General features: G+C 34.0%; 9 protein-coding genes, 3 pseudogenes and 2 other annotated features. All 12 genes and pseudogenes read right to left on the bottom strand.

Going from position 1 to position 13,890, the window contains the following annotated elements; all coding sequences use genetic code 11:
• Positions 1-24 precede the first annotated feature (24 nt).
• Entirely contained in the window at positions 25-447 is a 423-nt protein-coding gene (locus THESIDRAFT1_RS07530; RefSeq protein WP_006569994.1) for a 2-thiouracil desulfurase family protein, read from the bottom strand.
• A gap of 11 nt (positions 448-458) precedes the next feature.
• Positions 459-2,833, bottom strand: a pseudogene (locus THESIDRAFT1_RS07525) (endonuclease MutS2).
• On the bottom strand, positions 2,833-5,184 hold the full coding sequence (locus THESIDRAFT1_RS07520; protein ID WP_006569993.1) for a U32 family peptidase: 2,352 nt from the start codon (positions 5,182-5,184) through the stop codon (positions 2,833-2,835). Before THESIDRAFT1_RS07520 ends, THESIDRAFT1_RS07525 begins: the two are co-directional and overlap by 1 nt.
• A 10-nt stretch (positions 5,185-5,194) precedes the next feature.
• Positions 5,195-5,569, bottom strand: coding sequence for a cell division protein ZapA (locus tag THESIDRAFT1_RS07515; RefSeq protein ID WP_003867245.1), 375 nt, complete (start codon positions 5,567-5,569; stop codon positions 5,195-5,197).
• Between the two features lie 105 nt (positions 5,570-5,674).
• Positions 5,675-8,059 (bottom strand): phenylalanine--tRNA ligase subunit beta, encoded by a 2,385-nt coding sequence (gene pheT / locus THESIDRAFT1_RS07510; protein WP_039929253.1) that lies wholly within the window; start codon positions 8,057-8,059, stop codon positions 5,675-5,677.
• Positions 8,060-8,071: 12 nt separating this feature from the next.
• Positions 8,072-9,090, bottom strand: a pseudogene (gene pheS / locus THESIDRAFT1_RS07505) (phenylalanine--tRNA ligase subunit alpha).
• Between the two features lie 60 nt (positions 9,091-9,150).
• Positions 9,151-9,366: a binding site (T-box leader), on the bottom strand.
• A 26-nt stretch (positions 9,367-9,392) separates the two neighbouring features.
• A pseudogene (locus tag THESIDRAFT1_RS07500) lies at positions 9,393-10,156 on the bottom strand (TrmH family RNA methyltransferase).
• Between the two features lie 53 nt (positions 10,157-10,209).
• Positions 10,210-10,569, bottom strand: coding sequence for a 50S ribosomal protein L20 (gene rplT, locus THESIDRAFT1_RS07495; protein WP_003871005.1), 360 nt, complete (start codon positions 10,567-10,569; stop codon positions 10,210-10,212).
• Positions 10,570-10,589: 20 nt separating this feature from the next.
• Positions 10,590-10,787: a 50S ribosomal protein L35 gene (rpmI, locus tag THESIDRAFT1_RS07490; protein ID WP_004401892.1), complete on the bottom strand. Its 198-nt coding sequence runs from the start codon at positions 10,785-10,787 to the stop codon at positions 10,590-10,592.
• Positions 10,788-10,814: 27 nt separating this feature from the next.
• Positions 10,815-11,366: a translation initiation factor IF-3 gene (gene infC, locus THESIDRAFT1_RS07485; protein ID WP_004401900.1), complete on the bottom strand. Its 552-nt coding sequence runs from the start codon at positions 11,364-11,366 to the stop codon at positions 10,815-10,817.
• Positions 11,347-11,469, bottom strand: a sequence feature (ribosomal protein L20 leader region). It overlaps the preceding gene by 20 nt.
• Positions 11,470-11,529: 60 nt before the next feature.
• Positions 11,530-12,582 (bottom strand): chorismate synthase, encoded by a 1,053-nt coding sequence (locus tag THESIDRAFT1_RS07480; RefSeq protein WP_006569989.1) that lies wholly within the window; start codon positions 12,580-12,582, stop codon positions 11,530-11,532.
• On the bottom strand, positions 12,579-13,835 hold the full coding sequence (locus tag THESIDRAFT1_RS07475; RefSeq protein WP_006569988.1) for an MFS transporter: 1,257 nt from the start codon (positions 13,833-13,835) through the stop codon (positions 12,579-12,581). The genes THESIDRAFT1_RS07480 and THESIDRAFT1_RS07475 overlap by 4 nt, the downstream gene beginning before the upstream one ends.
• Between the last annotated feature and the right edge of the window lie 55 nt (positions 13,836-13,890).

The following is a 13,890-nucleotide window of genomic DNA, read 5'->3' as shown; positions in this document are numbered from 1 at the left end:
GGAGGTGTTTTGGTTACTCATTTTTTATTTTTTATAAAAATCATGTTCTGTCATAACAGATATCCCATTTTCCTTTAAAATCCTTGTGGTAATTCCATTTCCATCTATCAAATTTCCCGAAAAAGTGCCATCGTAAATTTCTCCACAGCCGCAAGAAGGGCTTTTAGCCTTAAAAATTGCCTCATTTATCTTGTACATTTTAGCAATTTTTAAAGTCTCATAGGCTCCTCTATAGAAATTTTCTGTAACCTCTTCTCCTTCAATGTTAAAAACCTTATCACCTTTTATCTCAGAGGGTAGACGCGGAGTTGGAAGTCCACCTAATTGCTCAGGACAAACTAAAATAGCCTTCCCTTCTTCTACTAATCTTTTTATTTCTTCTTTTTCATTGTTTCCCCCATCGTATTTACAGTTAACTCCGGCAAGACAAGCACTTACCAAATACATTTTACCATCCCCTATTTATCAGCTAATTCTACTATAGTAACGCCGTCTCCTCCTTCACCGTATTTACCTAATCTAAAAGATTTAACATGCTTATTGCTTCTTAAAAATTGTGATATCCCTGTCCTTAACACCCCTGTACCACGTCCGTGAATAATTGTCACCTCCTTAAGTCCGGCTAAATAAGCATCGTCTATATATTTTTCCACCTCTAATAAAGCATCGTCAAGGTTTTTACCTCTTACATCTATGGAAGTGCTTATAGATTGAGACTTTTCGTGTACAAATTTGCTGTAGCCTTTTTTTACTTCCTCATCTTCTTTCTCCTCTGCTACCCTCAAATTACTTATATGAACTGTCATCTTTAAAATTCCTGCCTGTATTTCTACATTTCCCGATTTGTCAGGAAGAGAAAGTACAATCCCATTTTGGTCCAAAGGTACTATATAGACTGTCTGTCCCTCTTTTAAATTATCAGGGATTCTGCTGTAGTGAGCCTCTTTAGGTTTTAAAACTTCTTCTTCTAATTCTTCTAAATTTTTCTTTAATTCTTCTCTTACTTCTTGTATTATCCTGTCTTTATTTTGTGTGCTTTCTTCTGCCTCTTTTATTTTTTAATTATTTCCTCGGCGGTAAATTTCGCCTCTTGTATTATTTTTCTCGCCTTTTCTTTCGCCTCTTTTAATATTTTATCCCTTTCACTTTGCAATTTTTTCTTTTCTTTTTCTAATTCCTCTTTTAAAATTTCTACATCTTTCTTTAAAAAAGCTATTTCTTGATTTGCCTTTTCCAATTCCCTTCTTTTACTTTCGACGTCTGCAATTATGTCTTCAAATTTTAAAGCTTCTCCTGAAATATACTTTCTCGCATTTTCTATTATTTGCTGAGGAAGTCCTAATCTTTTAGATATTTCAAAGGCATTGCTTTTGCCAGGAAGGCCTATTATAAGTTTATAGGTAGGCTTTAAAGTTTCAACATCAAATTCCACACTGGCATTTTCTACTCCTGGTGCTTTTAAGGCATACTGCTTTAGCTCACTATAATGGGTAGTAGCTATTGTCTTCGCACCAATCTTATGCAAGGTATCAAGAATACTCATAGCCAAAGCAGCACCTTCTATAGGGTCTGTACCTGCCCCTAATTCATCTAATAAAACAAGGCAATTTTTGTTTACTTTTTGGAGTATACTTACAATATTCGTCATATGAGAAGAAAAAGTGCTTAAGCTTTGTTCAATACTCTGCTCATCTCCTATATCCACAAAAACTTCCTCAAATATTGAAACCTGTGACCTTTCTTCCGCAGGAATATTAAGCCCCGCCATTGCCATTAAAGTTAAAAGTCCCACTGTCTTTAAAGTTACAGTTTTCCCACCTGTATTAGGGCCAGTAATGACTAAAGTATTAAATTGGTCTCCTATATATATATCTATAGGGACAATTACTTCCTGATTTATGAGAGGATGTCTTGCCTTTTTTAAATTAATATATCCCATTGTGTTTAGCTCTGGCCTTACGGCTTTTAGCTTTAAAGAATATTTAGCCTTAGCAAATATAAAATCTAAGTCTGAAACTATTTCAATGTCATCAAATAAAATTTGTGAATACTTTTTGACCTCTTGAGAAAGTTCAAAAAGTATTCTCTGTATCTCCTGCTTCTCTTTTAATTCCACTTGTCTCAATTCGTTGTTTAAGTCAACCACTTGCATAGGTTCAATAAAAAGAGTAGCACCACTGGAGGATTGGTCGTGGACGATACCTTTAAAAGTGCTGCGATATTCTTGTTTTACAGGTACAACGTATCTTCCCTGTCTTACAGTTATAATAGGCTCTTGCAATTCTTTTTGACGTGTAGAAATTATTGAATTCAATGTCGCCCTTATTTTTTCATTTATGCTCAATTTCTGCCTTCTTAAAGCTTTAAGCATTGGAGAAGCATCATCTGCTATTTCATCTTCTGAAATTATTATATTTTCAATCCTTTTTTCCAAATTTTTTATCGGTAAGACTTTTTTATCATATTCTTTTAACCTTACAAATCTATCACTTTCTTGAAGATTTTTAAAATAGCCTTTTATTTGGCTTACCAAGTTAAGAAATTTCTTTATCTTTAAAAGCTCTTGGTTATAAAGCACGGAATCTATTTGTGCTTTTTTTATATAATCCCTTATGTCCTCAAAAGCAAAAGAAATACCTCCATAGGAGGAAATAAAGCTAATTGCCTCATTCAGTAAATCTAATTCCCTCTCTATTTCCTCTATGTCTTTTTTTATGACAATATCTGAAGCTTTTTGTTTGCCTAAATCCGAATCACAATAGCCAACAATAAACTCCACTATCTTGTCAAATTCAAGACTTTTTATTGCTCTACTATTAATTCCTCTCACCATCACAAAACTCCTCTGTAAAAATGTCCTTTTGTATATTTTCCTTCTAAAATTTCAATTTCATTCCCTTTTAAAGCTTCAATATGCATTTTTAAAACTTTCTCTATTTCTTCATCTTTTTCTATTGTATCATGTATCCTCAAAAAAGAAAGTCCAGCTTGTTTAAGCTCCTTTATGCTTAACATTAAAAGCACATCTGCGTTTAAAATCTGCATCCTGCAAAAACCATTGCTTTTAAGAGGCATTAATTTGCCTTTTCTGTCTTTTAGAAAATAATAACCTTTTTCACACCTTTCTCTGTCACAGCCTACTAAATTCCTTATTGGACAATATTCCATTGTCATAAGAGGCAGTCTACCATATATTAAAGCTTCAAATTTTACATCACTTCTTTTGGCAATATCTTTAATCTGCTCCAGCGTAAGTTCATAAGATAAAGTCACAGCGTAAGGTTTAAAGTAATCTACAGCTAAATTGTTAAAAATATTCAAAGGATAATCTATAAATATCTCAAAGTCATAATTTTTTGCAATATGATAAAGCCCTAAATTTGAAACCAAAATTTTGTTTATCCCCATATCTTGTAAAAATTCTAATTGAGGCTTTATTACCTTCATCTCTTCCCTCAATATAGAAGGGAAAGCAGGTATAACCGTTGTCTTTGAATCTTTTGTCAGTTCTAAACCTTTTTTAAAAAGTTTTATATCAAGCTTGTAATTGAAATAGACGTATTCTATACCCAATTGGCTGGCCATCTTCAAATGTTCAAGCTTATCAGTATAAAAAGTTAAACTTACTTCTTCCTTTTTCTCCTTGAAAGAAGGCAGAATAAAAAAGGTATGCTTTTCTTCTCTTTTATAATAGTCTAACTTTCTCTTTTCTAACATTTCTATTGCTTTTCTTCGCGCCTCTTTTATTCCCTTTACAGACATGTAAAGGCCTTTTTCAACTACTACCTCTATTTCTTCTACGTAGAAGGCTGTATCATTTATTTGAGTAAGTTTATCCTTCAAAAAATCTTCATCAATAGAAACTTTTTCTGCTATCTGACTTATTTCATCACTATAAGCTTCTACTGTACGAATTCCTTCTTGTATCTTTATATACAAAGGTTTGCCTTTTTTTAACTCCGCATAAATTTTTATAGGAATCTTTTTGGAAGGTAAGTTTTTCAGCTTGTCATTTAACAATGCATCATAAGTTTTATTTAATATTTCTCCTTCTTTTACATAAAACTTAAGGGGTAGTTCTATTATGTCTCCTTCATAAGCTCTATCTACCTTCTTCCCATTTTTAAATATTATTTCAACTTTTTGTCCTTTTTCTCCTTTTTCATCAGAAATTCCATCACCTTTTGCGATATCTCTTAAAAGCCTCAGTTTTGAAGTTTTTGAAGTTACACTTATCACTTCTGCAGCAGCAACTCCCGTGTTTTTAGGGGAAATATAACTCATTTTAGAGGGTTTAACTCCAAAAAGATAGCCAGTAGAAAATCCTCTATTAAAAATTCGAGACATCTCTTCTATAGCTTTACCTGAATCAAAAGCTTTGCTCTCATAAAAACTGTCAATAGCTTCTCTGTAGGCTTTTACAACCGAAGCGACGTACTCGGCATTTTTCATCCTACCTTCTATTTTAAAAGAAGTGATTCCCGCCTCAATGAGTTTTGGTATATGTTCTATAGTACATAAATCCGCCATACTCAAAAGGTGTAAATCCTTTTCTAAAACTTTTCCCTCTTTATCTACAAGAGAATACTTTAAACGGCAGGGTTGTGCACATCTTCCCCTGTTTCCGCTTCTTCCTCCTAGTATACTACTCATAAAGCACTGTCCGGAATAACTGACGCAGAGAGCTCCATGAACAAAAACTTCTATTTCAATGTTAGAATTTTGAACTATATCCTTTATTTCTTTTAATGTAAGCTCTCTTGATAAAATAACCCGGGAAACTCCCTTTTGAGCTAATTCCTGTACTCCTTCTAAATTATGAACTGTCATTTGTGTACTCGCATGAACTTTTAAATCAGGATAATTTTCTCGTAAAAACTTTAATACTCCCATATCCTGCACTATAACTGCATCAACACCTATAGAATACAAAAAATCTAAATAGTTCACCAGCTTTTCAAATTCTTCATTCGCTACAAGGGTATTTACAGTAACGTATACCTTGACATCTCTTAAATGGCAGAATTCTACAGCAGATTTTAAATCATCATAGTCAAAATTGGTTGCATAAGCTCTTGCACCAAAATTTTTTCCTCCTAGATACACTGCATCGCATCCTGCATTAACTGCACTCGTTAAAGCCTCATAATCTCCTGCTGGAGCTAATAATTCAACTTTTTTCATCCAATCACCTTTACTTTTCTTCATCAAAAGTTTCTATAAACTGCCGAAACTCTTCCTCTGTCTCTAAAAGCTGTTGTTTAGTTTTAGTAAGCTCCTCCTCTAATTGTTTTATATAGCGATTTTTTTCTTCTAATTCTGCTTTTAAAGAAAGCAATTCCTTTTTGATAGCATTATTTTCTTCTTTTGCAATAAAAAGTTCATCTGCAATATTTAAAGACGACAAAAGTAGTAGTTGCATTTGTGATAACTTTTCGTAGTTTTGGAGCAATTCTTTAATTACATTGTCTACATAATTGGCAAGTTTTATTACATGCTCTTCAGGATAATCAGATTTTAAAATATATTCATTCCCATTGATAATCACGGTAACTTTATTTAACTCCACAAAAACATCCCCTTAATCTTTTGTTATTTTATTTACTTCTACATTAAAGTGCAATTTCCTTCTTAATTAAGATAAAAGATAAAAAAGGCTGTAAAATTGCCTTTTTTATCTTAATTTGGCTCCTAATTTTTTGTCAAGAGCCTCTACAATGTTGTTGTGAATTACATTTACCTCTTCATCTGTCAAAGTCCTTTCATAAGACCTATACCAGATAGAGAAAGCAACGCTTTTTTTGCCTTCAGGGATGTTAGGACCTTTATAGACGTCAAACAATTCGACTTTATCTATAAGTTTTCCTCCTGTTTCAAGTATAACTTTTTCCACATCTTTTACAAAAATATCTCTATCTACTAAAACTGCTATATCCCTTTCTACAGCTGGATACTTGGGAAGAGGCATGTACCTCTTTTCTACATTAGCATATTGTATTACTTTATCTAAGTTTATTTCTCCACCGTAGACTCTAACAGGTATGTCGTAATTTTCTAAAACATCAGGGTGTATCTCTCCAAATATACCTAATGTTTCGTCACCTAGGAGAATTTTTGCCGATCTTCCTGGATGATAGGAAGGATCTTCTGCCCTTACATATTCTACTCCTTTTATACCCATTACTTCAAAAAGTGCTTCTATTACTCCTTTTAATGAGTAAAAATCCACATCTTTCCCGTACATTCCTATTGCAATAGTCTTTATTTCCTGTGGTAATTCTTTTAAGGGTAATTCTTTTGGCATAAAGACTTTAGATATTTCAAAAACTTTGAAATCTTGTACTTTTCTACTATAGTTGGTATAAGCTACATTCAATATAAAAGGCAGTAGAGTAGTTCTCATAAGGCTTTGGTCTTCTCCCAAAGGATTTATAATTTTAACTGCTTTCCTCAATGGACTGTCTAAAGGCACATTGATTTTATCTAAGTCTTTGCTTCCCATAAAAGATATCGTAACTATTTCATTCAATCCGCAAGCCAACAGCACTTCTTTTATTTTTTCCTCTAATTCCTGTTCTTTTGTCATTGCCCCCAATGTCGTTTGAGCGTTTTTCATTAAGCTATCTTGTATGTTGTTGTATCCAAATAACCTCGCTATTTCTTCTGCAATGTCTGCCTCCATTGTCACATCTCTGCGAAAATGCGGAACTGTTATCTCAAGGTCATCGCCTTTTTGTAGAACTTTAAACTCTAAAGACTCCAATATTTCAATCATTTGAGATGTCGGAAGCTCTGTGCCTAAAAATCTATTAATCCTGTGAGGATTTACAGTTAAAACTGTTTTTTCAATTGGCTTTGGATACTCGTCCACAAGCCCTTTTAAAACTGTACCACCACAGTATTTTTCCATAAGCTGTGCTGCTCTTTCACAAGCTAAAACTGTAATCTCTGGGTCTAAACCTTTTTCAAATCTTGAAGAAGCTTCACTTCTTAAACCCAATTTCTTAGAAGTATGCCTTATATTGCTTCCTTTAAAATTAGCACTTTCTATTAAAATATTTACAGTAGTGTCAGTTATCTCCGTATTTTCTCCTCCCATTACACCTGCCAAACCTATAGCTTTCTTCTCATCAGCAATAACCAACATTGAGCTGTCTAAAGTTCTCTCTTTTCCATCCAATGTAACTAATTTTTCTCCTTCTCTTGCCCTTCTCACTATTATGTGCTTGTTTTCAACTTTGTCCAAATCAAAAGCGTGTAAGGGTTGACCTAATTCCAACATCACATAGTTTGTAACATCCACCACGTTATTTATAGGTCTTATTCCAGCTTTTAAAAGACGCATCTGCATCCACATAGGAGAAGGACCTATCTTCACATTCTTAACGACCCTTGCCACATATCTAAAGCATAAATCCGTAGCCTCAATAGTCACTTTTGCAGGATTTTGTTCTTCGCTTTCATTAACTTCTACCACCGGCATTTTAAATTTTTTCTTAAAAGTCGCAGCTGTCTCTCTCGCTATTCCTACCATTGACAAACAATCAGGCCTGTTGGGAGTTATTTCAAATTCTAATACATCGTCTTTTAACTGAAGAGCTTCGTTTATATCCATTCCTAATGGGAAAGGTGGTAATATAAAAATTCCGTTTCTTTGAGATTCTGGCAGCAAGCTTTCATCAAGTCCCAACTCTTCAGCAGAACACATCATGCCATTTGATTCTATTCCTCTTAATTTGCCTCTTTTTATCTTAACTCCTCCAGGAAGAGTTGCGCCATGAAGGGCTACTGGTATGTAGTCCCCCACTTTAATATTTTGTGCTCCGGTTACAATTTGTAGTTTTTCAGTGCCTACATCTACAATACCAACCAACAATTTATCAGCATTAGAGTGTTTTTCTAATGAAATAATTTTCCCTACCACCACATTTGAAATTTCTTTCCCATAACTTGTTATAGTCTCTACCTTTGACCCTGACATAGTAAGGCCTTCAGCAATAATTTTCGCATCTTCATCTATGTCAACAAACTCTTTCAACCACGAAAGTGACACTAACATGCGACCACCCCTTTAAAACTGTTGTATAAACCTTAAATCATTTTCAAAAAGAAGTCTCAAATCTTCTATTCCGTATTTCAGCATTGTAATCCTATCTATCCCCAATCCAAAAGCAAATCCACTGTATTTTTCAGGATCAATACCAGACATTCTCAAAACATTAGGATGTACCATGCCTGCACCTAAAATTTCAATCCAACCAGTATAACCGCAAACTCTACAACCTTTTCCACCACAAGCAAAACAGCTCACGTCCATTTCTGCACTGGGTTCTGTAAAGGGAAAATAATGAGGTCTAAATTTGGTTTGAGTGTCTTCCCCAAAAAATTTCTTCGCAAATATATTTAAAACTCCTTTTAAATCTCCCATTGTTATTCCTTCATCTACTACAAGCCCTTCCATCTGATGAAATACTGGAGAGTGAGTTGCATCTATCTCATCAGACCTATAAACCCTTCCAGGAGATATAACCCTTATTGGAGGCTTATTTTTCTCCATAGTCCTTACTTGTACCGGGGATGTTTGAGTCCTCAAAAGTATATCAGAAGTCACATAAAAGGTATCCTGTAAGTCTCTAGCTGGATGGTCCTCTGGAGTATTTAATGCCTCAAAGTTGTAATAAGTAAACTCTATTTCTGGCCCTTCTGCAATAGAAAAGCCTAATCCTAAAAATATCTTTTTAATTTCATCCAATACTTGTGTCATGGGATGTTTGTGACCGTACTCATAAGGTTTACCCGGCATAGTTATGTCTATGTACTCACTTTTTATCCTCTTTTCTTTTTCTAATTGGGCAATTTTATTTTTGTTTCTGTGAGTAAACCCTCAATTTTCTCTCTAACTTCATTGGCAATTTGGCCAATTACAGGTCTTTCTTCAGGCTTTAAACTTCCCATTCCCCTTAAAATTTGCGTCAATTCGCCTTTTTTACCTAAGTATTTAACTCTTAAGTTTTCAATTTGCTGTAAACTATCAGCTGACAGAATTTCTTTTTGTGCATCTTCATAAAGCTTGCGCAACAATTCTTCCATCTTTAAACCAACCCCTCTTTTAGTGTATTAGTGTATTAGTTAAAATAAAAAATCCTCCGTCAATAGGACGAAGAATCCGCGGTACCACCTAAATTAGCATTTTATAAAAAATGCTCACTCATTTGGATAACGGTATGACCGGCAATGCCTACTATTAGTTCAGCACGCTGCTCCGGAGGGAACTTTCCATTATCTACCTAACGATAACACTCTCAGTCTACGGTGTTATCTCCCTGTGATTTTCGATAATGTACTTTACTCCTTCATAGCATTTTGAAATATTTTTTTAAGATTATACCATCCTAATTATTTTTTATCAACCTCTGCCTTTGAGATTCGTATAAAAATATACTAGCAGCGATTGAAACATTTAAAGACTCTGCCTCCCCTGTCATAGGTATTTTCACAAAGTCATCAACCAGATCTACAACACTGACACCTTTTGCTTCATTTCCCAAAACAAAAGCTACTTTATCCGAAATATTGCATTCATGAACTAATTTTTGAGCTTTTAAGTGAGTTGCAAAAACTTTTATTCCTCTTCGCTTAAGTTTTAACAAAATTTGTGAAGTAGTAGCTATGACAGGAATGTGAAAAATAGAACCCATAGAGGCTCTTAAAACCTTTGGATTAAAAATATCCACACAGTTGTTTATAGTAAAAATAGCACTAACCCCAAATGCATCAGCCGTACGTATTATAGTACCTAAATTTCCTGGGTCTTGAATATTGTCTGCTATAACATATACACCCTTTTCTTTTATATACGTATTTTCTTCATATTTTGGTATTTTTATAATCGCCATCACCATTTGTGGAGTTACTGTATCACTTATTTTCTTAAAGATTCTTTCAGTAGTATGTGCAATTTCAAAATCACCTTTGGGAATATCTATTTTAACCCCTTCCCCCATAACTATGTACTCTATTTCAAAGTCACTTTTTAAAGCCTCCAATACACTTGTAGTACCCTCTACAAAAAACAGTCCTTCTTCGTATCGGCCCTTTTTGTCTTTTAGCTTTTTTATTTTTTTATAAGGTCATTGTTTTCACTCGTAATTAACATTTCAACCACTCTTTTACAAAATTAGTTAAAGCAAAAGGCCATACAAACTGGCCTTATGCGTTTAACTGCTGCTTAGCTATATTTACTAATTCTGCAAAGGCTTTTTCGTCGTTTATCGCCATTTCTGAAAGCATCTTCCTGTTAATTTCTATTCCAGCCTTTTTAAGACCATTTATAAACCTGCTGTAGGAAATTCCGTGGGCTCTTGCAGCAGCATTTATTCTTGTTATCCAAAGCTTTCTAAAATCTCTCTTTCTTAATTTTCTGCCAATATAAGCATACATTAAAGATTTCATTACTGCTTGATTGGCAACTCTAAAAAGCTTGCTCTTAGCTCCAAAATAACCTTTTGCAAGCTTCAATATTTTCTTACGTCTTCTCCTCGTCACTTTCCCAAATTTTACTCTAGCCATTTTAAAAACCTCCTAATCTATTATGAATAAGGTAATAAGCGTTTGATATTTTTAGCATCCGCACCTACCAAATAAGTAGCTTTTCTCAATCTTCTTTTTCTTTTTGCATTTTTATGTGTTAAAAGGTGACTTTTATAAGCTCTCGACCTTTTAACTTTTCCTGACTTTAACACTTTAAACCTTTTTGCTGCTCCTCTATGTGTTTTCATTTTAGGCATAAATATATCCTCCTTCTGTAATTTTTGCTAACTTTTTGGTGTTAATACCATCATTAAATTTCGCCCCTCAATATTAGGAGCTTTTTCTATAACGCCATACTCACTGAGCTCATTTGCAAACCTTTTTAAAAGGTCTTCTGCCAGCGAAGTGTGAGCTGCTTCCCTTCCTCTAAATCTTATAGTAACTTTTACTTTATTACCTTCTTTTAAAAACTTAATAGCACTTTTTAACTTTACACCAAAGTCATGGTCTTCAATAGTCGGGGACATCCTTATTTCTTTTACATTTATAATCTTTTGCTTTTTCTTTGCCTCTTTTTCTCTTTTACTAAGTTCATACCTATACTTACCAAAATCCATCAATTTGCACACGGGCGGATTGGCTTGAGGGGCAATCTTAACCAAATCAAGATGTCGCTCTTGAGCAATTTTATAAGCTTCCTTTGCCGACATTATACCTATTTGCTTACCGTCTTGGTCAATCAGCCTTACCTCTTTGTCCCTTATTTCCTCATTGACCTGCAGCTCTTTGTTAATAAATACGCACCTCCTAAAAATTATGAAAAAATAAAAGCGGATATAGAAATACCCGCTTCTTTACAATAAAACAAAGATAAATACTTTTGAAGAAACCTTTGCACCTTCGGTGAAAGGTGAGAAGCGGGCGCTTCTACTTATTCGCTTTTTTAGTTTATCATTATTTTATTTTTTTGTCAATATTTATTTTTATGTTTGCTAAACCCTAAAAATTTCTCACATACTCCAAGTAAGAAATATAATTTCTTTTTAGCTCTTCTATAGAGTCTCCACCAAACTTTTTAAGGCTTTCATCAGCAATCACCCAAGCACAAACTGCTTCTAAAACACAGGCAGCAGCTTCAACAGCAGTCACATCTGAACGCTCATAAGCAGCTTTTACTTCCTCTTTAGTATTTATGTCAATAGAAGTAAGGGGTTTTAAAAGAGTAGGAATTGGTTTCATGGCAGCTCTTATCACTATAGGGCTACCGTTAGATATTCCTCCTTCAATTCCTCCTGCATTATTTGTCTTTCTGTAAAAACCTTTATCTCCCTCATAATAAATTTCATCATGGACTAAGGAACCGGGTCTTTTGGCTGCCTCAAAGCCTAAACCAAATTCTACTCCCTTAATTGCTTGAACACTCATTATATGATAAGAAAGCAGAGCATCTAATTTCCTGTCCCATTGAGTATGGCTGCCTAATCCTATAGGCACCCCTTCAATTACTATTTCTATTATACCTCCTAAAGTATCGCCTTTAGCCTTTGCCTCTTCAATTACTTTAATCCACTCTTCCTCTGTTTTTGCACCACCTATTTCTAATACTTTGCTTTTTACTGAAACATTTAGTTCTTTTAAAAGCAATTTTGCCACACTTCCTATAGCCACTCTTGCCGCGGTCTCACGGGCACTAGAACGCTCTAAAATATTTCTAATATCTCTTTGATTGTATTTAATAGCACCAGCAAGGTCTGCATGACCAGGGCGTGGTCTTGTTATAGGCGGAATTTCTTTATCTTTCCAATTTGTATAATCTCTATTTATAATCTCCAATGTAAGAGGTGCTCCGATAGTCTTGCCATGTCTTACTCCACTCAAGATGTGTACTTCATCTTTTTCAATAGCCATTCTTCCCCCTCTTCCATAACCCCCTTGCCTTCTTTTAAGCTCATTATTTATAAATTCTACGTCAATAAAGAGATTTGATGGAAGGCCTTCAATAATAGCAATTAAAGCTTCCCCATGGGATTCCCCTGCAGTAATATATCTCATACTTTTCCTCCTTGCTTTGCTTCAATTTCTTTAATCTCATCTTCATAATTAGCTACTAAAAAGTACAAAATACTCACTACTATTCTTGCAATACCTGTTAAAATCATAAAAGCTACATAACCCATTTGTGTATAAAGCCACATTCCAAACATAGGAGCAATAAAAGCGGAAATTTGAGTAATTAGTGTAAACACGGCGATGTAACTCATTTTTTCTGAAGTAGGAGGTAAAAGCTCTAACAGCCAATTTAAGAGCAACATGTTATAACCTCCTACAGCTATACCCCCTAAAAAATCAAAAATAGCGCCAACATAAAGGTTTTTAGCTGTAGCCCACATGAGGGGAATAAATCCTAGAAGCAATGCACTTAATGCAACAGCAAATCCGTTTCCCCTTTTGTTGGACAGGTCAGCCCATTTATAAAAAGCTAAAATAGACCCAATAGAGGAAACAATAGTAAATATACTCATCCATGCATTGTTAGCATGCAAAAAATTTACCTTATATATGGTAAAAATGGGCCAAGCCATCATCCATGCAAAATAATATATAAAAGAAGTTACATTAAAATATATAAATTTCTTAGACTCAAACATGTTTCTAAAAGCTTCATAAAAACTTCCGGACTTGGCTTCATCCAAATCCCTTTTTACCACATGAAACCTTGAAAAATAATAAGATTCTATTAATCCGAAAATAAATGCAACAGTAAATATTACTTGATAATTAATAGGGAAAACTATTTTATCAAGCAACCATCCTGTTACCAAAACTGTAATTGTTGCCACAATTGTCGTCCAAAAATTTCTGTCAGCGAAAACTTTACTTCTATATTCTGGAGGAATTAATTCACTCATAAATGATTGCCAACACATGCCAACTGTCATAGAAGGTAAATTCATTATTCCCACTAATATAACTACAATCCACGGTTGAAGTTGTTTACTAAAAAGCGGAGCAAGAGCAAGTAAAAAATAAAAAGTTCTTGCGATATAAAGTACAATATAAGAAAATTTGTGAACCTCTTTTAATTTATTAATCAAATATGTTACAGGAATAACTCCAATTACCACCATAAGGGCAGGTAAAGAATTTAAAAGAGACACTTGAAAGTCATTTGCTCCTAATTTTATAGCATATATGCCAATAAAAGGGTTGACCATATTAAAGCCTATAGCCCATGCAAGACCATTTATCATATTCATTTTTATGTTATGTCTTAAATATTTGTAAACTTCTGCGTCCTTTTTCATACCTCTTCCCTCAAAATTAATATTTTAATTTTAGATTACCACGTTTTTTAAATTC

The sequence above is a fragment of the Thermoanaerobacter siderophilus SR4 genome (assembly GCF_000262445.1).
GTDB classification, from domain to species: domain Bacteria; phylum Bacillota; class Thermoanaerobacteria; order Thermoanaerobacterales; family Thermoanaerobacteraceae; genus Thermoanaerobacter; species Thermoanaerobacter ethanolicus.
Note: the sequence above shows the minus strand (reverse complement) of the source record. Positions and strands in the feature narration are given on the sequence as shown.

Bases quoted from the DNA above. Each gene is read 5' to 3' on its own strand.
- THESIDRAFT1_RS07475 (WP_006569988.1), bottom strand. From the start codon at position 13,835: ATGAAAAAGGACGCAGAAGTTTACAAATATTTAAGACATAACATAAAA.
- THESIDRAFT1_RS07530 (WP_006569994.1), bottom strand. From the start codon at position 447: ATGTATTTGGTAAGTGCTTGTCTTGCCGGAGTTAACTGTAAATACGAT.
- THESIDRAFT1_RS07520 (WP_006569993.1), bottom strand. From the start codon at position 5,184: ATGAAAAAAGTTGAATTATTAGCTCCAGCAGGAGATTATGAGGCTTTA.
- rpmI (WP_004401892.1), bottom strand. From the start codon at position 10,787: ATGCCTAAAATGAAAACACATAGAGGAGCAGCAAAAAGGTTTAAAGTG.
- rplT (WP_003871005.1), bottom strand. From the start codon at position 10,569: ATGGCTAGAGTAAAATTTGGGAAAGTGACGAGGAGAAGACGTAAGAAA.
- THESIDRAFT1_RS07480 (WP_006569989.1), bottom strand. From the start codon at position 12,582: ATGAGATATATTACTGCAGGGGAATCCCATGGGGAAGCTTTAATTGCT.
- pheT (WP_039929253.1), bottom strand. From the start codon at position 8,059: ATGTTAGTGTCACTTTCGTGGTTGAAAGAGTTTGTTGACATAGATGAA.